A 21,480-nucleotide genomic window follows, 5' to 3' on the forward strand; every position below is an offset into this window, starting at 1 on the left:
GATCTGCCCTCCAGAAGGGATGGTCTGGAGCGGTGCATCAGCAGAAGGTGGCCCTCGCTGGGTCGGCTCGCATGGAGCTTGTCTCCGGGGTGGTCCAGCTGCGTCCGGAGGACGCGATGTTCGACGCGATGCTGCGTGGGTGGCGTGCTCAGCAGAAGTCGCGGGGTCTGAAGGACGAGACGATCGACCCGAGGGAACGATTGATCCGCCGGTTCCTCGATTTCGCGAACGAGTACCCGTGGCAGTGGACGCCGGCCCACATGGACGAGTGGTCGGCCTCACTGACGAGCGAGAAGCACCTAGCGCCCTCCACAATCCGCAGCTACCAGGGCACGGTTCGGCTGTTCACCGAGCTGCTCATCGACGCCCGCTACGGCTGGGGCCCGGCATGCGAAGAAGCCTTCGGCGCTTATCCGGTGTCCATCGCTCACGAGTGGAACACACTTCCCCACCTGCAGGATTACGAGGGCGATCCGGAAGCGAGGCCGTTCGCCCGCGAAGAACTGCAGCGGTTCCTCGACTACGCCGACGACCAGGTCGCACGGGCCGTGAAGTCCAAACGCAAGGGAGCCCTCGCCGCCTACCGTGATGCCACCCTCTTCAAGGTCATCTACGGCTGGGGACTTCGCCGGACCGAGACATCCAAGCTGGACGTCGTCGACTTCGGGCGGAACCCGAAGGCTCGCCAGTTCGGCCGGTACGGCACGCTCAACGTCCGTTACGGCAAGGCGAAGAAGGGCCAGCCACCAAGGCGTCGGAACGTGCTGTCGGTGATGGACTGGGCCGTCCAGGCGGTCGCGGACTATGTCGAGAACGTCCGGCCGCGCTTCGGGTTCCCCGACCATCCGGCTCTCTGGATCACCGAACGCGGCGGACGCCTGCAGCCCGGCTCTATTAACGACCGGTTCGAGGCATACAGCGATGCCCTAAAACTTCCAAAAGGCCTAGTTCCGCACTCAATCCGCCATTCCTACGTCACACACTTGACCGAAGACGGAGTAGATAGGCGATTTATCCAGCAGCAAGTCGGTCACGAGTGCGACAGCTCCACGGCCCTCTACACGCACGTCAGCGACGACTTCATGAACACTGAGCAAGGCCCTGGCCCCGGCGTTCGCCGACGTCTGACGAGGAAGGACCCGATGATGGCCGCCAAGCTCGACTACCACTGGCACCTGCGCAAGGTCATGGCGGACCGCGGGATGCTCTCCACCACCGACCTCATCCCGCCGCTGAAGGAACGCGGCATCAGCCTGTCGTCGAGCCAGGTCTACCGGCTCGTCGTCGAGCGGCCCGAACGCCTGAGCCTGAAGATCCTCATGACCTTGCTCGACATCCTTGACTGCACCATGGACGACCTCATCGAGCCCATCGCCGTGGCCGGCTCCGCGACGAAGCCGAAGAAGGCCGCCGCAGGCGGGGCTTCGGCCTCCGAAGGAGTCGGTGATCTGCGGCCCCGGCGGGCCCGGATCAGCGGAGTTGACCGGTGACCGGTCTGGCTGAGGAGGTCATCGCGGATCCGGTCGGCCTGGTCGTGCGGCTGATCGGGAACGTCGAAAGGCACCTGCCCGCCGAGCGTGTCCGTGACATCGTCCTCACCGTCGTACGCGCACGAGCCGGCCGCCGCAGCCTCGCCCAGGCACTACACGACGACCCGTCGCTGTTGCGGACCGGGCGACCACCGGCGCCTTACTGCGTCGCGAAGCTGCTGGTGGCCCTGAACGAGGCCGGCGCCCAGAACGTCGCACTGCCCCGCTGCGGGGAGTGCGGCCGCGCATGCGGCTACGTCGGCAGCAGCAAAGGTGGGCACTGGGGCTGTTCGCGCTGCTTCGACAAGCCCGCCGTCTGCGCGGGATGCCATGAAGAGCGACGCGTCGTCAGCCGGGATCGTCACGGCGAGCCCCGCTGCGCGAACTGCCCGGACACCGACGGCGATCCGCTCCAGGAACTCACCGAACTCGTCACGGGCCTCGATCCCGCCCTCGACGACGGCGTGGTCCTGGCCGCGCTCGGACGAGCGACCGTCCGGCCCGCCGGTCAGCGCCGCCTTGCCTGGGCCGTCGTCGCCCGTCCCGAGCTGCTGACCGGCGCCGGTTACGAAGCCCCCACCCCGGCCGCCCTGCGGTTCGTCGACGAGCTCGTCAAGGCCGGGGCGACCAAGGTTGTCCGACCGGCCTGCCCGCGCTGCCACGGAGTGAAGGCGCTGTCCAGCTGCTGGACGGCAAGAGGATCTGCAGGGCCTGCTTCGCCCACCACGCGGCCGTCCCCTGCTTCGGCTGCGGCGCCGTGCGCGAACCCGCCAAACGCGACGCCGATGGCCGACCGCTGTGTCCGAACTGCATGATCAGACAGCCCGAGAATCTGGAGGAGTGCGTCGGCTGCGGCCGACGCAAGCCCGTCGCGAACCGGCTGCCTGATGGCCCACGCTGCCAGAACTGCCGGCCGAGGATTACCGCGGAGTGCGGCATCTGCGGGCGGACGTCGCTCTGCGACATGTCCTGGGCTACCGGCCAGCCCTGGTGCGACCGCTGCCAGCAGCGATGGGTGGCCTGCAGCGGCTGCGGCACCGTCGCCCAGGCCCGCAGCGGAACCTGGGAGGAGCCGTTGTGCGCGAAGTGCACCAACCCCGACCCGGACTTCTGGGGCCGCTGCCCGGCCTGCACCATCACCTGGCAGCTCAGCACCCGCCCTTGCCAGCGATGCGTCCTCGACCAGCGAGTACGCGACCTCCTCGACGACGCCACCGGGGCCATCCGCCCCGAACTCGCCCCGTTCCACGACGCGTTGACGAGCGCCGAGCGCCCCGACGTTGCCTTCGCCTGGGTCTCCCGCTCCAAGGCCCGTGATCTCCTGGACCGCATAGGCCGCGACGAGCGGCCCGTTACCCACGAGGTCCTCGACGAACTGCCCCCGGGCAAGGTGCTGGCCCACCTGCGCAGTGTCCTGGTCGCGACCGGCTCTCTGCCATCGCGCGATGAGCGGCTGGTCGCCCTGGAGAAAAGGATCAACACGACCGTCTAGGCCCGCACCGACCTCGCAGAGCGCCGGATCCTGCACGGCTACGCGGTCTGGCACCACATGCGCCGGCTCCGGCGCCGCCTCGGTGAAGACCGCACCACCCGGCTCCAGGACCTGAATGTGCGCTGCCACGTCACCGCGGCGAACAACTTCCTCGACTGGCTCGGCGGCGAAGGGCTCGCAATCGGGACCTGCACCCAGACGGATCTGGAACGCTGGATGGCCGACCCCACGGTCAGCTACCCCGACGAGACCGGCCACTTCGTCCGCTGGTCGGTACAGCACCGGCACGCCCGCGACCTGACCTACGGCACCGTCCGATGGACAGGCCTGCTCAGCACCATCGACAGCGAGAAGCGCTGGGCGGACGCCCGGCGCCTCCTCAACGACGACACCCTGCCGACCCCGGACCGCGTCGCGGGACTGCTGCTGATCCTCTACGCACAGAAGATCGCCAACATCAGCCAACTCACCGTCGGTGACGTCGACTTCGACGGCGACACGGCCTCCATCACGTTCGGCACCTCGCCGGTCGTCCTCCCCGCGCCCCTGGCCAGCCTGGTCCGCGAGCTCATCGCGACCCGTCGCGGCAAGGCCAAGATCGGCACCCCTGAGGACCCCCCTGGCTCTTCCCCGGAGGTCAGCCGGGACGCCCCCTCGGCGACGATCAGATCGGTCAGCGCCTCCACAAGATCGGGATCCGGCCCAAGCAGGACCGCTCCACCGCGCTGTTCACCCTCGCCACCGAAGTCCCCGCCGCGATCCTCGCCCGAATGCTCGGGGTCCACATCAAAGTGGCGGTCCAGTGGCAACAGGCATCAGGCGGAGACTGGGCCGCCTACGCCGCCGACGTCAGCCGCCGAGATAGGTCGTAACGCCCTCGACCCGCGCCGGACCGTATGGGCAGCGGCTGTCGGATTTTAAGTGGAATTCGGTCATCTCTTGCCGACAGCGGGTAGGACCCACAGCCGCACGGTCTGGTCTTCGCTGCCGGTCGCTAGGATCCGACCGTCTGGCGAGAACGCCAGGGTTGTGACTGCCTTTGTGTGTCCGACGAGAGGATGCCCGATACATTCGCGGGTGATCGGGTTCCATAGCCGAACTGTCTTATCCCGGCTCGCCGAGGCAAGCAGTCCTTCGCTAGAAAATGCGACGCCGGTAATTCGTCTGGCGTGTCCGGTAAGGGGTTTCCCTATCTGTGTACGGGTGACGGGATTCCAAAGACGTACGGTCCAGTCATCTCCGCCTGTCGCAACGTATGAGCCGTCACGTGAATAGTCGATTGCATGAAAACCTGCGGGAATACCGCGGTTCAGGAGAGACCGCAGTGGGTTACTGTAATGCATGGGGCCTTGCAGCATATTTCCGATATCATGTTGGGTTGCGGACTCCCAAAAGCCAACGCGCGACGAAGGCATGCCTGTTGCAGTGATCATTTTGCTATCGGGTGAGAAAGCTATCCTGACGGGTCCTCGCTTGCTGAACCTCGTGGGCAGCGGCACACCAATGGGCTCGCGGGTCTCAACATTCCATAGCACGACCTTAGTATGCGGCCCTACGGCCGTAGCCAGAACCTCGCCATCGGGTGAGAACGCCAGCGACCAAACCGTCGAGGTGCTGATGGAAGGCCCGCGCTGCTGTCTGGTATCGCAGTCCCATAGCCGTATCGTGCCGTCGTACCCGGCTGTGCTGAGTAGCGCGTTGTCTTGGGGTGAGAACGACACGGAGGTGACCCTGCCCGCATGACCCCTGAGAGGCAGATCGATCTGATTGTGAGTCGATGTGTCCCAGAGTCGGACCTCGTGATCATTGCTGCCGGATGCCAAATAACGTCCGTCGCACGAAAATGCCACCGCGGTGACCGATTTGGCGTGACCGGTCAAGGTAGCCAGCGGGTAACCGCACCCTCGTTGCAGAATATTCAACACAACATGCGTCGCCAGTCCTCCCTTCGCAAATTGCTCTTGTCGTCGCCGAAGCTCAGAGATTTCAGCCTGCAGTCGCTCGACGGTCCCTGTCAGATCCGATGAGTTATTTCGGTCCGAATTCGCCCTCTCGGCTGTCTGCTTGGGATCTGAAGTGTCTTGCTGATATCGCTGTTCGTCAACGCCAACAAAAGCATCGTGTGTAACTGATCCTGATGTCGGTCTTTCCACGGACCCGGACAGACCGTGCTGGACGGCTTCCCAGAGGGCGTGGAAATTCGTAACTGTCGCATCCGGATCTGGACGGCGCACCGACAGGCTGGCGAGATAGCGGACGGCAGCCTCCAGCCGAGCCCAGGAGGGCACGGCCTCTCCGCGCAGCAACTTGGCGAGCGTCTCGTGGCTGACAGGAGCACGCGACTCATCTGCCTCACCAATCATCCTGGACATACTGCGGGTACCAGGGGTTCCGGCTTGTCTGTATAGAGCATGAAACGCTTCGACTAGATCTCGTTTGGGACCCGGAGGACAAGACGCCTCATCCGGTTCTGGGATCGCCATGATGCTCCTACCGCAGCAGTGCCAACTCGCGTCAAATACCGCCAAGTTTGCTGGGCCCGGGCTGCGAGTGCAGGCAGTTCTCATCAATGAGCTCCAGCAAGCCGACTTGGCACTCGCAGACGTTTGAGAGTGGAGAAGCGGCGCCGTACAACTGACTGCAACGCGGAAGGAAGACTCATGTCTGCACAAGACAGGCACACCTGCCTCGGACAGCGCTCCCGGTGGGACCGGATCATCATCGGCAGCGCTCTCTCCGGTGCAGTGCGGGCCATAGCCAGCTGGTTGCTTGGCCACTACACGACCTGACAGCCTCCTCGTCAGCTGGCCGGAGACCCTGCTCCGGCCAGCCAGCTGACACTCGTCAGCGCTCAACTGCTCGTAAACGTGCAGCAGAGGCAGCCCGAACCCCGATGCCGACCCTCCTCCTCAGCATCCCAAGCAAGGGCATTGGGACGGTTCCAATACCCGACTCCACCGTTACGCCGTCCCGGCAGGCCGCGTTCCTCGAAGAGGTCCGCCAGGCCGAGGAAGAGCACCCTCTCGAACTGATTCGGCGGGCATTCAGCGACTACCAGGCAGGCAAATTACAGCTGGACCGGGCGCGCGGGACCTGATCGCGGCATTCGAGAACATCGACACCGTGCTCAAGGACCATGCCCCCGGGACACCGGCGGTCCTGGACAGCGACCAGCGCCTTGTCAGCCTCCTGCGCGGGCAGGCCCGGTACCTCCACGTCGGGACCGCCAATCTGTGCTGGTACCGGGATCCTTCGAAGGCCTTGTGTAACAAGCTGGCCGGTACGCCGGCTGCCCCGGAGCCGAAGGGGATGCTGTGCGACGCCGAGCGCTGCCCTCAGTCGACCATCCACGACGTCAACCTTCCGGTATGGAGCGACAAGGCCGCGACGATGACCGGGATGCTCAAGGCCCTGCCCCGTTCCCAGCGCGCCGAGCGCCTTAGGTTGCAGAGCGAGTTGAACCGGACCTTGAAGATCATCAACACCATCGACCCCCGCGTCGGAAGAACAGCGACCAAGGACGGAACGAAGAAGTAGTGCCGCGAATCAGCGACGAGACCCGACGACGCAATGAGGAGTCCATCCGGACAGCGATGGACCGTCTGCTGCGCGGTGAACTGCCCCCTGGCAGAAGGCCGGACATCAAGAGCCTCGCGAGCGAGGCCGGGGTGTCGCGCCAGCTCTTCTACTCGCGTGACGGCGTGACACCCGGCCTCTACCAGCACTTGGCCCAGGAGTTCGAGCACCTCCTGGCCGCGCAGCGCAGGGCAGGAGAGGTGACTGACCCCCGCGTAGCCCAGATCGAGCGACTCAAGGCCGCGCAGGCCGACCTGAAGAAACGGCTGATGTAACGCGAGGCGGAAGTGGCTGAGCTCAAGGTGTTCCAGCGCGAGCCGACTCCCAGATCGCAGCTCAACAGGTCGAGATCGAACGGCTTCGGCGAAAAGCTGGGCCAACGAACATGCGACAGCTTCCCGTGCGCCAGGCTGGAGGGCGCCTATGAATCGAGCGGGCTGTCATAGGTGCAGGTCCCGGAGGGGAAAGTTGGCCTGGGGGGTGTGGTGGTTACAGGGGGAAGGCGAAGGTGAGGCCGCCGAGGGCGAGCATGATCAGGCCGACGGCGACGGCGCGCCAGATCGTCTTGCGGTGGTGGTCGCCGAGGTCGACCTTGGCCAGGCCGACGAGTAGCAGGAAGGAGGCGACGATCGGGCTGGACTGGTGCAGGGGCTGGCCGACGAGGGATGCACGGGCCATTTCCACGGGGGTGACGCCGTAGTGGGAGGCCGTCTCGTTGAGGACGGGCAGCATGCCGAAGTAGAAGGCGTCGTTGCTGGTGAAGAAGGTCATGGGGATGGACAGCAGTCCGGTGATGACTGGGAAGTGGGCGCCCAGGGAGTCGGGGATGATTTCCACCAGCCATTCGGCCATGGCTTCGACCATGCCGCTGCCGCTGAGGACACCGGTGAGGACGGTGGCGGCGAAGACCATGCCGACGACGCCGACGATGCTGGAGGCGTGTGCCTGGAGTTGCTCGCGCTGGTCCGCCACGCGGGGGAAGTTGGCAATGAGCGCGATCGCGACGCCGATGAAGAACAGGACGGCGGGTTCGACGGTGCCTTCCACCAGGAAGGTCATCACGGCCAGCGTGAGGGCCAGGTTGAGCCATCGCAGTCGGGGGCGGGCGTTCGGGCGGTTGATGGTGCCGTCGGGCGAGATGAGGGGTGTGCCTGTGGCAGGTTCCGCGGCGGGAGCGGGGGTGGGCGGGTGCTCGGCCACGGCCACGGTCGTGTTGCTGCCTGCGGCGACCTCTTTGCCCGCTGCGGCGGTTGTCTTGCTGCGCAGGACGCCTTGTCGCAGTTCCACCGTGCCCAGGCGGCGGCGCTCGCTGCGGCCGAGCAGGTAGGCCAGCACCAGGGTGGCGACGAGTCCGGCGGCGATCGCGGGGATCATCGGGACGAAGATGTCGATCGGTGAGACCTTGAGGGCGGCGGCGCGTGCCGTGGAGCCGCCCCAGGGCACGGTGTTGAGCACTCCGTTGGCGGTGGCGGTCACGCAGGTCAGGACGACGGGGCTCATCCCGAGGCGGAGGTAGATGGGCAGGAAGGCGGACGTGACGATGATGAACGTCGTCGATCCGTCGCCGTCCAGTGAGACGGTCGAGGCGAGCAGAGCCGTACCCACGACGATTTTCGCCGGGTCGTGGTCCACGACCCGCAGGATGGCTCTGATCAGAGGGTCGAAGAGGCGGAAAGGGCGTCGGGCAGGGGAACGCCCGTCGACTCGGCGATGTGAGTGAGAGAGGTCCAGGTGTCGTCGGCGACGGTGATGGCTTCCGTGCGCAGCCGCTCGGCGGTGCGGATCTCCGGCTCGCCCAGGACGAAGATCTCCCGCGTCCCGGCCGCGGCCGGAGTGGACTTCGTCTCCTCGACGAGGGCCTCCATCCGCTGCTCGAACTCCGCCGGGTCGGCCATGGCACGGATGCCAATGCAGATGAGCAGGTGTCCCACCCCGCTGCGGCCGGTGGGCTGATAGGGGCCGACGACGTCGGAGCCGAACGCACTGCCGGTGAGCACGCCGGCCAGTACGTCGAACATGAAGGAGATGGCGTAGCCCTTGTGGCCGGCGATCGGCAGGATCAGGCCCTCGATCGCCCGCCCGGGATCGGTGGTCGCCACCCGGTCGGCGTCGGCGGCCCAGCCTTCGGGAATGGGCTCGCTCTGCTCCTGGGCGTGGTAGATCTTCCCGCGGGCGACGGCGGTGTTGGCGATGTCCATCACCACGGTGCCGTAGCGTCCGCCGGGGGCGGCGATCGACCACGGGTTGGTGCCGACCCGTTTTTCCTTGCCTCCCCAGGGCGCCATCGCCGGGCTGGCGTTGGTGGCCAGAATGGCCACGCAGCCCTGCTCGACAGCCCTGCGGGTGAAGTATGCGGCGGTGCCGAAGTGATCGGAGTTGCGGATGGCGACGGCGCTGATTCCATGCCGGCGGGCGCGTTCGACACCCTCCTCCACCGCCATGCTGGTGAGCACCTGGCCCAGCCCGTCCCGCCCGTCCAGGACCATCACGGCGCCGTTGTCACCCACCACTACCGGAGCGGCGGCGGCAGCCGTGGCGCCGCTGCGGAGTCGGTCCAGGTACCAGGGCAGGCGCAGCATCCCGTGGGACGCGTGGCCCCACAGTTCGGCCGTCACCAGAGTGTCGGCGAGCAGACACGCGTCGGCGGCGGGAACACCATGGGCCTCGGTGGCGGCGGAAGGGAAATCGAACAGGTCCGCGGCTGAGACGGTACGCGGCATCAGACGGCCTCACCTTCAGTAAATGTATCCACCTCTGTATACAGTGCCAAGGTCGAGACAGCCCCCTGGAGCGGTTTTCGCGTGACCGGGACGGCTGTGTGCCTCAGCCCCCGATGTCGAGCTGCACCTCGCTGCCGAACTCGGCGTTCTGGCCGGTCAGGCTGTCCATGAGGGCTTGCAGCGTCTGTGCCAGGTGGTGACGGCAGGCCGCCGAAGCCGCCAGGGCGTCGCCCTGCACGATCGCTTTCAGCATCGCCCGGTGCTCGTCCAGAGAGGTCAGCATCCGGCGCGGCCCGCTCTGGGACAGATGCCGCAGGCGTACCGTCTGGCTGCGCAGATCACGGACCGTGCGCGCCAGATAAGGGTTGCGGCAGGCCGCGATGATCTGGTGGTCGAAGTTCTCCGTGAGCGTGTAGAAGTCCTGGAAGGACTGCGCCTGCCGGACATCGTCCATGGCCCGGAAGGACGCCTCGAACTCATCGAGCTTTGCCAGCAGTTGCCGGAACGGCTCGAGCGTGCGTTCCTGGGTCTGGCCCCGGACCGTGACCGACGCGGCGGCTTCCGGCTCCAGCAGCATCCGGAACTCGAACAGGGCGCGCACACCGCCCAGCGAGATCGGTGCCACGCGGGCCACCTCGCCCGGCACGAAATCCACCAGTCCTTCGCGGGACAGGCGCCTGATGGCCTCGCGCACGGGGGTGCGTGAGGCACCCAGCTCCTCGCCGAGCTGGATCTCGCTCAGCTTGGCTCCCGGCCTCAGCCTCAGCGACTCGATGTCCTGCTTGAGGCGCTCGTACACGGCCTCAGTTTTGCCGGTGGCCCGTGCCATCTTGCTCCCTGCCGTCAGGTCCGCACAGCCTATCGTCGTGGCCGTGGGCATCCGGAACCCTCGGAAGGCCTCGGTCACCTAGGATCGGCGTCGGCCGGCTCAAGGGCGCAGGCGGATACCGAGGTTGCCCGCGCCCACAATCCACAGAGGCGGCACGATCCCGATCCCGAACCGTGCCCCCATGCTCGGCCCAGGTCCCCTGGGGTCGAGGTGTGACAGGGACGTTGTGCTGGAGGTGATGAAGTGAGTCAGGGCCTGCCTGTTGCCGTCGATGCCCAGCCGCGCGGCCATTTGCTCCACCGACTTCCGCTGCCCTAGCAGCAGCCGCCCGCAGTTAGACCCCGCCCCACGGCGCTGATCCGCCCGCGCGAACGGCTCGAACATCTCCGCTGCGAAGTCCTCCCGATCCCACCGGACCGCAGCCAACTCCCTACTCGGCACACCCGATCAACGACAGAGCGATCAGCAGACACGCCACCAGCACACCAACCTGACCAAGCGCTACCAGAGCCGGTCACAACTGTGAGCGTCGCGAAGGCGGTCGTCCCGGACCAGCGGCCGAGGTGATGACCGGCGTCGGGGTTCAGCTGCTTGTTGTGGCCGCGTCTTTCAGCGCGTTCAGGAGGCTTGCGGCGGCGGGGTTGACGGAGCCCGCTTCACGGAAGGCTGCGCGGATACTCCGGAACGGTTCCGGGTTGCGCAGACGGCGTACGACCACGCCGGGGTGGATTGCGCCCAAGCCCAGTTTGGGGGCGATGGTGACGCCCAGACCTGCCGCTACGAAGCCTTGGGCGGTCGGGTAGTCGTCGGACTCGACGACGAAGTTCGGGGAGAAGCCCGCGCCCGCGCAGGCGTCTGTGACGATGCCGCGACAGCAGTCCGGAAGGAACGCGGCGTCGACCCAGGGAACGTCGGCGAGGTCGTTGAGGTCCAGGACGCGTTTGTGCCGCAGGTCGTGGTCGCGGGGCAGAACGGCCAGATATGGGTCGTCCAAGAGGTGTGCCAACTGAAGGCCAGGACCGGGTGCCCTTCCGTGGTCGATGAAGATGGCGACATCGGCGTGGCCGGAGCTGATTTCCAGCATGGGGTCCAGGGGTTCGGTGGGTTTGAGGTCGAGCCTGACCGTGGGGTGTTCGGCGCGGAAACGGGCGACTGCCGGAGGAACAAGAGCGGCGCCTGCTGTGGCGAAGTATCGGACACGCAGACTTCCGGTGCGCCCCGCCCTCAGGTCCGAGAGGGCGGCCTCGGCCTCGACCAAGCGGTCGGTGATGCCGGCGGCGTGTTCGGTGAGAAGCCTGCCGGCCTCGGTGGGTTGGACACCCCGACCGACACGTTCCAGCAGGGAAATGCCCGCTTCCTTTTCCAGAGCCGCCACCTGTTGGCTGATGGCGGACGGCGTGTAGCCGAGGTTCGCGGCAGCAGCCGTGATGGAGCCGCTGGTGACAACAGCTCTGAGTACCTGCATCCTGCGTACGTCCAGCATGACACGACCCTACAGTTCTGCTACAAGTTCACATAAATCCTTTCACTCACGCTGATGCCTTAGGGGTAGCTCCCTTACCGGCACGAGCGAGTCGGACCTCATCGGTCGGTCGTCATTCGGGACTCTGCTCGCCGGGGCAGGGGGCCGGGAGAGAAGCCTGCGTCTCCCAGACCCCTTGAGACTCCAGAGAGAAAGCGTCCGGCCGTACGTGGCCGCGGGGGACGGCCGATTCCGCTTCCTGATACGCGCCCGGGGGCGACTGTCCGATCCCACCGATGCGTTGCTGTGGACGCGCGCACCGCCTCGCGGGGCCTGGCACGGCAGTCCGAAGACCGGTGCGGGCGCGACACGTGGATCCGTCATGTCCCCGGGCAGCGGCACCTGCCGGCCGTGAATCTCGCAGCTGAGGGGCGGGCCCGGCTCTCAGCGCGCTGGAGTCCCGCTTCACCTGGCCGGAGATCTGGCGCGAGCCAGACACAGCGACGGCGCTGGTCCGATCGCCGCGTTGCCTCACATCTGGCGTCCTGACGCCGTCTCCGCCTCGACCGCCGCTCGGCGTGGCCGATCACGCCTGCGCACTCCGCAGATGTTTACCTGCCCACTGCGAGAGTTTCCGCAAAGGGGCATCGAGGGCTGCACCGGCTTCGGTCACCTGGTAGGCGACGCGTAGGGGCGGCCCGGCGTGTACCTCGCGCACCACGACGCCTGCGTCCACCAGTGCTGCCAGCCGGTTTGAGAGCATGCGCTGGCTGATGCCGGGGACTGCCCGGTGCAGCGCCGAAAATCCGCAGGGCCCTTGCAGCAGCACGGAGATGACCGGCCCCGTCCAGCGCGTTCCCAGCAAATCGAACGCGCGCGAGATGTTCTGGTCAACCGGCGCGGCGTCCAGATGGAGCTTCTTCACAGCCGCGGTCATGAATCAATGAAGTGCGGAAGCGACATCGGCGTATTTCTACGTTGCTCGGCTCGGGCGAAAGACAAGGTCGTCATCCGACGAACCTAGATGGGTATGCCGCTCCTGGGGAGTACCCACTGTGTTGTTCGATACCCACCAATTGGTTAGTTTGGAGTTCATGAGTGAGGATCTAAGCATCTACGCGCAGAACTGCCCTTCGCGTCCGGTGGTCGGTGTGATCGCGAGCCACTGGGGGATGCTGGTACTCGGGGCGCTGTTCGAGGGCACGCTGCGGTTCAGTGAGGTGCGGCGTGTAGTCGCCGGCATCAGCGAGAAGATGCTTGCCCAGACCCTTCAGGCGCTGGAGCGCAATGGCTTCGTGGACCGGAAGGTGCACCCGGTGATCCCGCCGCACGTCGAGTACACCCTGACCCCGATGGGCTTGGAGGTGTCCCGGCAGGCCAGGGAGCTGCTCGACTGGATCAACGGCAACATGGTGGACATCATGGACGCCCAGCGCGCCTACGACGCCTCGCGTTAGCAGTCCCGCTGAGGCCAGGGCGGAGTTCCGCAGCCGGCTGAACGGGTCACGGCGGTCACGCCCTGCCGGACAGTGTTGCCCTGCCGAGGGCGTTCGCCGGTTCAGAATTCGTTAGACGGAGCCGGAGCCGCGCGGTGGTGGATCTCTCAGCCGCGGCCCTGTCGACTCGTGTCATGTCCTTGCGTACCCGATCGGAGCCGCAGGGGCCTGACTTGGCGCTGATCGTGGTGTCGCATCACCAGTCTCTGCGGCTGTCGGCTGCGCCTTGGCTGCCGGCCGGTCGCTGTGAATTCAGCCCCCGGCTGTCCCGTCCCATGCACAGAGCAACGGCCCGGCCCCGTACAGGACACGCTCAAGACATGTGGCCGAGACGGTGGCGTGCGGCAAGGCCGTCCCACTCGGCCGGCTGAGGTGGGACATCCTGAACCCACTGCAAGGACAAGGCGAGGCCGACCGCGCTCAAGCCTCCAACGGCGATTCGTTGGAGGCTTGAGGTTGTATTCGCTCAAAGCGAAGGTGTCCTGTCTGCCAGCAATCGGGACGTGCGGGAGGGGGGACCGAACATCTCATGGGGGGTGCCACTCGGTCACTTCATGGCGGCCAGGGACGCTGGGCGGGTGACGACGGACGCGATCTCCACAATGGGGCGATGGCGCGTCAGCGCGACACCGAACAGGACCACGGCCATGCCCACCACGACCCGGACGGTAAGCGCCTCGCGCAGGAACGCGGCGCCGAGCAGTACGGACACCACGGGCAGTAGGTAGCCGACCGTGGTCGCGTTGGTGGTGCCCTCGTCCTCGATCAGCCGGTAGTTGATGACGAAGGCGATCCCCGTGCCGAACACGCCCAGGACGGCGACCGCGATCAGCGCGGCGGCGTTGAGGTGTACCAGTTGCATGCCTGCGACTGGCACGACGAGCGCGGTCAGGCCAGTGCCCACGACGAGCTGTGCCGAGGAGAGCTGCATCGCTGTCAGGCCGAAGCGGGACAGCGACCGCCCTATGTAGACGTACGCCACGGCGTAGCTCACGGCCGCAGCGAGGCACGCGAGGGCACCCCAGCTCGCCAGTCCTGCCTGGTGCCACGGCGCGAAGATCAGCAGGGTTCCGGCGAACCCCAAGATGAGCCCGAGCAACCGTGCCCCGCCGCCCTGCTTCTCGGATCCCAGCAGCAGGCCGATTGCGAGTGTCCACAGCGGCGTGGTCGAGTTGATGACACCGGCGATTCCTGAGTCGACTGTCCTCTCGCCGACTGCGAAAAGGATGAATGGGATGACGTTGGCAAAGAGGGCCACGACCGCCAGGTGTCCCCACGCCTTGCGGGACCGGGGCAGCCGGTGGCCGCGTGCGTAGAGGAGTGCGACGACTACTGCGGCGCCCAATCCGATGCGGATGACCGCGATCTGGACCGGCGAGAACCCGGTCAGCGCGATCTTGATCCACAGGAAGCTCGAACCCCAGACGAGGGCGAGCGCGCCGAACCTGATCAACGTAGCTGGCTTGTTCATGGGGGCAACGATCCCGCCGCGAAAGCATCAGGACAAGCGAAAAGAACTGAACGAATATGTAGCAAGACTGAAAGATCATCATGCTGGACGTGTGCAGTATGCAGATGCTCGGAGCGGTCGCGGACAGTGGCTCCATCGAGGGCGCGGGCGGCACCACCGAGCGACGTTTCATCGAGGCCGAGGCCGCCCTCGGGCGTGTTGTGTCCGGGGTCGACCCGGTGGCGATGACCCCGCGGTGCGGGGCGTGGGCCTTGATCTCGAGGGCAGCCGTGAGGGCCGCCTCGAGCGAGGGTTCGCCCGAACCCGGGTGGTGAAGACTCTGTCCCTGGGGATGCCGTGCTTGGCGAGCTCACCCGCGTCGGGAATCCTCGACGATCAGGTCGTCCAGCCAGAGCGGGGCGCCGTCGGCGGCCGGCGGCCACCGCATCCGCGTGCCGGTCCCGGGACAGCTCCGCCCCGCACGGCTTGACTGCGAGAGCGACATCGCCCCGACCACCGGGCGTGAGGGAAGTCTGGGCGCACACGTCTGTGGCCATGGCCTGCACGCTAACCACTTGGTGAGTATCGGAGAACATGGTTCGTACTTCCGGTTGCGTCGATCCACTCCTACGTTGGATGTATGACGACATTGATCACTGGAGCTACCGGGAACCTTGGCGCGCTGGCTGTTGAACACGTTCTTCAGCGGGTGCCCGCGGGCGACCTCGTGGTCTCGGTAAGGGATCCGGAGAAGGCGGCCGGCCTGGCCGAGCGGGGTGTTGAGGTACGGCGGGGAGACTTCGAAGAGCCCGAGAGCCTGGACTTCACCGGCATCGACCAGATGCTCCTCATCTCCGTCGACGGTCCGGACAAGGTGCGGGCGACCCGGCAGGTGAACGCCCTGCGCGCCGCGCAGGACGCGGGTGTCGGCCGCATCGTCTACACCAGCGTGGTCGACGCGCCGACCTCCACACTGGCCCTGGCCGGCGTGCACCGGGCGACCGAGGAACTGATCCGCGCGACCGGCATCCCCTTCACCTTCCTGCGCAACGCGATGTACACCGACAACTTCGTCCCCAGCCTGCTGCTCGGCGCGCTCGAGCACGGCGTCCTCGCCGGAGCCACGGGCGACGGGCGCAACGCGACAGCCTCCCGCGCCGACCTCGCACTCGCCGCAGCCGTGGTGCTGACCACCGAGGGACACGAGAACACCGTCTACGAACTGACCGGGCCCACCGCCTGGACCTTCACCGAACTCGCCGAACTGACCAGCCGGATCAGTGGGAAGCCCCTGATCCACCAGGAAATCACCACCGCCGAACTCGCCACCGGCCTGCGCGGCGCGGGACTGCCCGAGCACGTCATCGGAGCCTTCACCGACATGCAGAACGTCGTCCGCACCGGCACCCTCGCCACCGTCCACCCGGACCTCGGCAAGCTCATCGGCCACCGACCCGCATCCATCGAGGACTCCATCCGCCTCGCCCTCAGCTAAACACCACCACAAGCCATACACGGGCTCCGAACCACCATGCGCACCCTGCTGCCTCCCCCGTGTGCAGTAGTGACAGCAATCTCCCCGCGATCACCTCGGCGGTCAGGTGAGTTCGCCGGTCAACCCCGCATCCATCCAAGAGCACGCTTTCTGAATCCCCTGAAAGGCCAGACAATGAGCAACACAGGATCGACACGACGCAACCTGCTGAAGAAGGTCGCGCTGGTCGGCGGCGCCGCAGTCGCGACCGGAATGCTTCTGCCGAGTTCGGTTCAGGCTAAGGGCCGCGGGGCCGGGCCGGCGGGCCAGGTGCCCGGTGTGAGCACCGTCATCGACACGTCGCACGCCTCACCGCAGGTGGTGCGGTCCGTCTCCGCGTACTTCCTGGCCAAGGCCACCCGCGATGTCGACGCCACGATGGCCCACTTCAGCAAGAAGCCCTTCACCTACACCGACGGGACCCTCGGCCTGCAGTTCGCCACCTGGGAGAACCTGCGCGACCTGTTCGCACAGCAAATGCCGACGTGGCCGGCCGGGGCGAACTCGTACCCGACTCGCATCATTGGCGACGAGAACAGCGCCATCGTGTACTTCTCGAACAACCCGGGTATTTTCTTCCCGTCCGAGATGCGAGCGATCAGTGTCGTAAATTTCGTGCGGGGCAAGATCACGCGCTGGGACGACTACTGGGACCCCAACCACGTGGGCGCCGCCAACCTCGTCGGGATGAAGCTGCCGGACAACCAGTTCCCCGCGGACTTCGGAGAATCCCTCGTCGGCGAGCCGACGGCAGCCCGGATCAAGCGGGCGGCGACCCGTCTGAACACAGCCATGGCGGCGAACGACACCGCCGCCGCGGCGGCGCTCTTCGCACCGGACGCGACGTTCGTCGACCTGCCCGCACATGTGCGAGTCACCGGGCCGCGCCACATCGGGACCTTTCTGACCGGGGCACGGGGAACGCTGCCGTACATCGGCTCCGAGGTGAAGGTCCGTCATGTCGTGGGCTCGGAGGCCGGTGGCGGCTACGAGTGGACGGCAAACGGTGTCGTGCCGCGCGGAGTGAACGTCATAACGCTGAACGCCCAGGGTCTGATCACCAGCTTCGAGTCGATGTGGGACGGCGCCCGCCTCGACGACAGCCAACTGCTGCGCCTGGCGACGGCAGCCATCGAGCGCTAGCCCTGGAAGGCGCTCTGCGAGACGCAGTCCCCGCCAACTGCACTGCGGCACACAACATCGGTCCCGGCGCGGACGGCACGGCCGGCCCGCGAGAAGTCTCACCATGTGGAGCCGTACGGGTGCGGGTCGCCGCGCCGCGTCATCCGTACGGCTGCGTCCGGGCCCGTGAGGTGGCGGCCCGGGCCAGGGCGAGCCAGGCGGTGTCGAAGGCCCAGCCCCCGATCACGTCGGTCGGCCAGTGCGCGCGCAGGACGACCCGGCTGACCGCGACCGCCGCGGCGAGGCCGTCGTACCGACGGGTCCGGCGCCCGGACATCAGGCGTACGGCCAGCAGAGCCATGGCCGTGTGGCGGGAGGGGAAGCTCGGCCCGTGCGTGCTGGTGAGGGCGCCTTCGGGCGGGCGGGGCCGGACAGGGCCTTGCGTGCCGCGTCGCCCGTGGCCAGTACGACGAGGGGCTGCCAGCGCACGGCCCCTCGCGCCGTGCCCAGACAGCAGTGGAGTGCCACGGCCGTGTACGTCACGGGCCGCGACCCAAGCGCGGTCACGGCTCTCCAGACCCGGAGCGAAGGCTCGGTCTCGGCGACCGGAAGCGTCAGCGCCGGGTCCCCACGGCGGACGAACGGCGACGTCAGCACCCGCGCGGCCGGGAGAAGAGCGGCCACCGTGCCTGTCGGGCGAGCGCATCCTGCTGCCGACTGCCTCTCTCGCAGCATGCGGGGAAATCAGGAGCTTCGCCCTCCGGCCCCTTCGACGGGTGCGAGAACCCGTCCGGCGGCACGGCGCGGGTTGGAGGGTGTGCCCGGCACCGGCTCGGTAGAATGGCACGAGCGGCGGATTTCTATGCCGCGCGGCGGTGGGGCTCGCCGTACCCGAACTGCGGCAACAACCAGCCGCCAACAGTCCCTACTCGTGAAGAATCCGGTCCGCGAACGCGGACGGATCCCCGGGTAGGGAGACGTATGCCTTCGCACGAGACGGCTGTGCCGACACCGGCCGCGCCCATCGAACCCGATCTCAAAGACGCCGCGTGCAGCGGCGTGAGCTGCGCCCGTCACGAGACGTCGCGCCCGGCCGGGAGCGGCGCGAAACTCTCCGCCACATCGCCGACCCGTCGCGGCCGGACTCGGCGCCACGGCTGCCGTCGTCGAAGTGGCGATGGGCGTCGGGGAAGCCGCCGCCCCGGTGCTGCGGGGCCACAGCGTGCGGGATGTTCGCCGCCGTCGTCGGCGCGGCCCCCGCCGCCGCCTCTGCCGGCCTGCTGTACGACGTGTCGATGCCCCTGCTGATCACGTCACCGCATGCGTCCTGACAGCCGCCTTGGTGCCGCTCACCGTCACGCACCCCGGCCGCCCCACTACCACTATGAACGAGCTGGACGGCACCGGTACCAAGTCCCGTCTCAGGGGCCAACGCCGTCGTCGGCTGCTCCCTCGCGCTGGTCCGCGCCATGGCCCGGTCCGCCGGGCGGGAGCTGCACGCCTACCTGGCCCCGTCCGGTGTCGCGCCCCGCCTGCCGGTGCCGCACTTCAACGTCCTCAACGGCGGGGCGCACGCCCCCAATCCACTGGATTTTCAGGAGTTCATGATCGCCCCGGTCGGGGCCCCGTCGCTCGCGGAGGCCATCTGTGCCGGTGCTGAGATCTACGCCACCCTGCGCAAGCGCCTGTACGAGGCCGGCCACACCACCGGCCTGGGTGACGAGGGCGGCTTCGCCCCCGACATCACGCGGCCCGAAGACGCCCTGCACATGATCGTCGCAGCCATCATGGACGCCGGATACACCCCGGGCCGTACCACCGTCGCCATCGCCCTGGATCCCGCCGCCAGCGGATTCCGGCAGCCCGACGGTTCCTACCTCGTCGCCGGGGAGTCGCTGAGCAGCGACGACATGATCGCCCGCTACGAGCAGATCGTCGCCGACTTCCCTGTCTGGTCCATCGAGGACGGACTCGGCGAGGACGACACCGCCGGCTGGCAACGGCTCACCGCCGCGCTGGGAACAGGCGTCCAGCTCGTCGGCGACGACAACTTCGTCACCAACCCCGCGATCATCACCCGGGCCATCACCGACCACATCGCCAACGCCGCCCTCATCAAGGTCAACCAGATCGGCACCGTCACCGAGACCCTCGACGCCATGGCCGTCTGCCGCGATGCCGGCTACGCCGCCATGATCTCCCACCGCTCCGGAGAAACACCCGACACCTTCATCGCCGACCTCGCCGTCGCCACCGGCTGCGGACAGATCAAATCCGGAGCCCCCGCCCGCGGCGAACGCGTCGCCAAGTACAACCGCCTCCTGGCCATCGCAGCTGCCCACCCCGAAATCCCCTATGGCCTGCCAGACAAACAGCCCGCAGCATCAGGCGGGAGCGTCAGTATCGGTTAGGAACCCGATTTCGTTGATGGCGACCTGAGTGTCCTCGGAGGCGTTGTACGACGACACGATGGTGAAACGCACCGACGTCACCTCGTCCGCGTCGAATTTGCGGTGCTGGTCGACCAGCACCGCGTCGAGCGCCAGCTCCCGCTTGACGGTCTTGCCCGCCGCCGTGGTGATCGTGACAGCGACTCGGTGCGGTAGGGACGTATCCGCGCGAGAAGTGGCTCGGGCACTGGGGCCAGAAGTGAAGACGAGATCAGTCAAACGGATCGGGGTATTGAAACGGGCCTCGATCCACTCGCCGCGGCCGGCCCCGGACAGGCCGGGCCCCCACCAGGTCTCCTTCAGGCCGTCGAAAGCGCGCACCGGTCCATGGCCCGGGTAGGAACTGGATCCCGTCAGTTGATCCGGGATGACCTTGAAGCGCGGATCTGGCGGCGCGGTTGAGCCGGCCGAAGGTGAAGCCTGCGACGGTTTTCCGTCCGGGCTACCGCGCGCGCCGTCCAGCAGCCCGAAAGCCAAAGCCGCCGCGACGCCCGTACCCGCTGCTGCCACAAACGCGCCCGCAACGATGCGCCGCCGTCGGCGCTGGTGGGGAGCGGGACCGGGACCGGGTGTGACAAGTGCCGAATCCAGCTGCAGGAGATTGTCCGCGGAAGCGCACAGGTTCGTAGACTCTCGGAGGTAAGCGAGGGTAAACCCGTCCTACGGGCCGGTGTTTTGACGGTTCAGGCGGCCGGTTCCTCTGTTCCTGGCCGGGCCGTCTGGATGATCGTCTGGCAAGGTCGTGAGGATTGCCCCTCTGCTCCGCCATGCGGGTCCAGCCGTAGGGAACAGCCGTGTCTGAGTCCGATACGCCGAGGTGGAGGGTCTTCGCTGGACGGCATGACATTCTTTCCATCTTCTGGTTCCGTACTCGCTGCTGGCTCTGTGTCGGCCGGACCTGCCGCAGCCACCGCTCCAGAGCGGGCCGCGCAGCCGGTCTCGAAGACGTACAGCAAGCCCGGCAAGGATTCCTTCAAGGTCCCCGGCCGGGTCCGGTCGCTGACGGTCGACGTCATCGGGGCGGGCGGCGCCGAAGGCGGCGGCGGCCCCGTGGGAAGCGCGGGGGTTCGCGGCGGTGCTGGTGGCGGAGGCGGGGCGCGGATCACCTGTACGGTCCCCGTGCAGCAGGGCTGGCAGCTCCCCATCGTGGTTGCCACCGGCGGGAAGGGGTGATCGCCCACGATCTACCACGGCAGCGAGAAGAACTGGGTGTAGGGAACAGCCGGCACCGCGAGCGGCGCGTCTCAAGTAAGGACCTCGGACAGCAGTCAGGTCAACGCCTTTGCGTGGGGCGGGATGGGCGGCACATTCGCGATCGACCACCGGACCACGAACATCGACGAAGCGCCGGGGACGCCCGAGAGCAGTTCCGGCGGGGAGAGGACGGGCTGCTTTGGCGGCGGGAAGCAGTTGTCCGGTGCCCGTGCGTGGAAGGGCGGCAACAGCAGTGACAGCGTTCTCGGTGGCGGCGGCAAGGGCGGCACGCACGGCAACGCTGGCGCCGGTCTGCCCGGCGCGTGCCCGGAGAACACCGGCACCGGCGGCACCGGAGGCGCGGGCGCCACGAGCAAGGGGAAGGACGGCAGCTCCACGTGCACTCGACGCCCCGGGACCGGCCAGACCCTGACGACGTGCGGGACGCCGCGGACGAAAGCGCCTGGGACCGCATCGGAGCCGCCGCGCGCGGAATCGCTACAAGAGTACGGACTCGTGGGCACGGAGAAAGTGGTCCGGCCCGGAACCAAAAGTGTTTGTTTGGGGGCGGGCCCAGTGAGGGGTTTAGGTTAAGGTGCAGGAAGGGGGGGCAAAAAAATGGAATA

At 67.2% G+C, this 21,480-nt stretch carries 21 protein-coding genes and 1 pseudogene; 12 read left to right on the forward strand and 10 right to left on the reverse strand.

All coding sequences use genetic code 11. The features are described from left to right. The first annotated feature begins 32 nt into the window (after window positions 1-32). The 4 genes from ACFWU9_RS17840 to ACFWU9_RS17855 all read left to right on the forward strand — a co-directional run bounded on the left by ACFWU9_RS17840 (window position 33) and on the right by ACFWU9_RS17855 (window position 3,942). On the forward strand, window positions 33-1,490 hold the full coding sequence (locus tag ACFWU9_RS17840) for a tyrosine-type recombinase/integrase (RefSeq protein WP_384319301.1): 1,458 nt from the start codon (window positions 33-35) through the stop codon (window positions 1,488-1,490). Beyond that, on the forward strand, window positions 1,487-2,344 hold the full coding sequence (locus tag ACFWU9_RS17845; RefSeq protein ID WP_384319303.1) for a hypothetical protein: 858 nt from the start codon (window positions 1,487-1,489) through the stop codon (window positions 2,342-2,344). The genes ACFWU9_RS17840 and ACFWU9_RS17845 overlap by 4 nt, the downstream gene beginning before the upstream one ends. A gap of 149 nt (window positions 2,345-2,493) precedes the next feature. Beyond that, window positions 2,494-3,021 (forward strand): hypothetical protein, encoded by a 528-nt coding sequence (locus ACFWU9_RS17850; protein ID WP_384319305.1) that lies wholly within the window; start codon window positions 2,494-2,496, stop codon window positions 3,019-3,021. Between the two features lie 57 nt (window positions 3,022-3,078). Continuing rightward, a complete protein-coding gene (locus ACFWU9_RS17855; RefSeq protein WP_384319307.1) occupies window positions 3,079-3,942 on the forward strand; it encodes a hypothetical protein in 864 nt (287 codons plus the stop codon). A gap of 11 nt (window positions 3,943-3,953) precedes the next feature. On the opposite strand, the gene ACFWU9_RS17860 is transcribed toward ACFWU9_RS17855, so the two are convergent. Continuing rightward, complete coding sequence (locus ACFWU9_RS17860) at window positions 3,954-5,588, reverse strand: WD40 repeat domain-containing protein (protein ID WP_384319309.1); 1,635 nt, start codon at window positions 5,586-5,588, stop codon at window positions 3,954-3,956. A gap of 93 nt (window positions 5,589-5,681) precedes the next feature. Between ACFWU9_RS17860 and ACFWU9_RS17865 the strand changes: the two genes are divergently transcribed. The 3 genes from ACFWU9_RS17865 (at window position 5,682) to ACFWU9_RS17875 (ending at window position 6,872) form a co-directional block, all read left to right on the forward strand. Continuing rightward, entirely contained in the window at window positions 5,682-5,810 is a 129-nt protein-coding gene (locus ACFWU9_RS17865; protein ID WP_384319311.1) for a hypothetical protein, read from the forward strand. A gap of 334 nt (window positions 5,811-6,144) precedes the next feature. Then, window positions 6,145-6,558, forward strand: a complete 414-nt coding sequence (locus tag ACFWU9_RS17870) for a hypothetical protein (protein WP_384319313.1) — start codon at window positions 6,145-6,147, stop codon at window positions 6,556-6,558. Next, on the forward strand, window positions 6,558-6,872 hold the full coding sequence (locus ACFWU9_RS17875; protein ID WP_384319315.1) for a hypothetical protein: 315 nt from the start codon (window positions 6,558-6,560) through the stop codon (window positions 6,870-6,872). Before ACFWU9_RS17870 ends, ACFWU9_RS17875 begins: the two co-directional genes overlap by 1 nt. 214 nt (window positions 6,873-7,086) lie before the next feature. On the opposite strand, the gene ACFWU9_RS17880 is transcribed toward ACFWU9_RS17875, so the two are convergent. The 6 genes from ACFWU9_RS17880 to ACFWU9_RS17905 all read right to left on the reverse strand — a co-directional run bounded on the left by ACFWU9_RS17880 (window position 7,087) and on the right by ACFWU9_RS17905 (window position 12,545). After that, window positions 7,087-8,229: a CitMHS family transporter gene (locus ACFWU9_RS17880; protein WP_384319317.1), complete on the reverse strand. Its 1,143-nt coding sequence runs from the start codon at window positions 8,227-8,229 to the stop codon at window positions 7,087-7,089. Between the two features lie 20 nt (window positions 8,230-8,249). Then, window positions 8,250-9,317 carry an Ldh family oxidoreductase gene (locus ACFWU9_RS17885; protein ID WP_384319319.1) on the reverse strand — a complete coding sequence of 356 codons (1,068 nt, stop codon included), beginning with the start codon at window positions 9,315-9,317 and terminating at the stop codon, window positions 8,250-8,252. 103 nt (window positions 9,318-9,420) lie between these two features. Then, window positions 9,421-10,146 (reverse strand): GntR family transcriptional regulator, encoded by a 726-nt coding sequence (locus tag ACFWU9_RS17890; RefSeq protein WP_384319321.1) that lies wholly within the window; start codon window positions 10,144-10,146, stop codon window positions 9,421-9,423. Between the two features lie 99 nt (window positions 10,147-10,245). Next, window positions 10,246-10,530, reverse strand: coding sequence for a transposase (locus ACFWU9_RS17895; protein WP_384319323.1), 285 nt, complete (start codon window positions 10,528-10,530; stop codon window positions 10,246-10,248). Between the two features lie 199 nt (window positions 10,531-10,729). Beyond that, window positions 10,730-11,629: a LysR family transcriptional regulator gene (locus ACFWU9_RS17900; protein ID WP_384319324.1), complete on the reverse strand. Its 900-nt coding sequence runs from the start codon at window positions 11,627-11,629 to the stop codon at window positions 10,730-10,732. Between the two features lie 565 nt (window positions 11,630-12,194). Further along, entirely contained in the window at window positions 12,195-12,545 is a 351-nt protein-coding gene (locus tag ACFWU9_RS17905) for a winged helix-turn-helix transcriptional regulator (protein WP_384319326.1), read from the reverse strand. A 157-nt stretch (window positions 12,546-12,702) separates the two neighbouring features. Between ACFWU9_RS17905 and ACFWU9_RS17910 the strand changes: the two genes are divergently transcribed. Further along, a complete protein-coding gene (locus tag ACFWU9_RS17910) occupies window positions 12,703-13,065 on the forward strand; it encodes a winged helix-turn-helix transcriptional regulator (RefSeq protein ID WP_384319328.1) in 363 nt (120 codons plus the stop codon). A gap of 586 nt (window positions 13,066-13,651) precedes the next feature. Here ACFWU9_RS17910 and ACFWU9_RS17915 read toward each other — a convergent pair. After that, window positions 13,652-14,575, reverse strand: coding sequence for a DMT family transporter (locus ACFWU9_RS17915; RefSeq protein WP_384319330.1), 924 nt, complete (start codon window positions 14,573-14,575; stop codon window positions 13,652-13,654). Between the two features lie 619 nt (window positions 14,576-15,194). On the opposite strand from ACFWU9_RS17915, the gene ACFWU9_RS17920 reads away from it, so the two are divergent. Both ACFWU9_RS17920 and ACFWU9_RS17925 read left to right on the forward strand, forming a co-directional pair. Continuing rightward, complete coding sequence (locus tag ACFWU9_RS17920; RefSeq protein WP_384319332.1) at window positions 15,195-16,049, forward strand: SDR family oxidoreductase; 855 nt, start codon at window positions 15,195-15,197, stop codon at window positions 16,047-16,049. A gap of 174 nt (window positions 16,050-16,223) precedes the next feature. Continuing rightward, window positions 16,224-17,231, forward strand: a complete 1,008-nt coding sequence (locus ACFWU9_RS17925; RefSeq protein ID WP_384319334.1) for a nuclear transport factor 2 family protein — start codon at window positions 16,224-16,226, stop codon at window positions 17,229-17,231. 139 nt (window positions 17,232-17,370) lie between these two features. Here ACFWU9_RS17925 and ACFWU9_RS17930 read toward each other — a convergent pair whose 3' ends face one another. After that, window positions 17,371-17,916 (reverse strand): phosphatase PAP2 family protein, encoded by a 546-nt coding sequence (locus ACFWU9_RS17930; RefSeq protein ID WP_384319336.1) that lies wholly within the window; start codon window positions 17,914-17,916, stop codon window positions 17,371-17,373. A 681-nt stretch (window positions 17,917-18,597) separates the two neighbouring features. Here ACFWU9_RS17930 and ACFWU9_RS17935 point away from each other — a divergent pair. Continuing rightward, a pseudogene (locus ACFWU9_RS17935) lies at window positions 18,598-19,621 on the forward strand (phosphopyruvate hydratase); the annotation flags it as partial. Here ACFWU9_RS17935 and ACFWU9_RS17940 read toward each other — a convergent pair. Further along, a complete protein-coding gene (locus tag ACFWU9_RS17940) occupies window positions 19,595-20,170 on the reverse strand; it encodes an NADase-type glycan-binding domain-containing protein (RefSeq protein WP_384319338.1) in 576 nt (191 codons plus the stop codon). The pseudogene ACFWU9_RS17935 and the gene ACFWU9_RS17940 sit on opposite strands and share 27 nt — an antisense overlap. Window positions 20,171-20,545: 375 nt before the next feature. Here ACFWU9_RS17940 and ACFWU9_RS17945 point away from each other — a divergent pair, with 375 nt between their 5' ends. Beyond that, window positions 20,546-20,833, forward strand: a complete 288-nt coding sequence (locus tag ACFWU9_RS17945; protein ID WP_384319340.1) for a hypothetical protein — start codon at window positions 20,546-20,548, stop codon at window positions 20,831-20,833. The last annotated feature ends 647 nt before the right edge of the window (window positions 20,834-21,480 follow it).

It is taken from the genome of Streptomyces sp. NPDC058653, assembly GCF_042716895.1.
GTDB lineage: Bacteria > Actinomycetota > Actinomycetes > Streptomycetales > Streptomycetaceae > Streptomyces.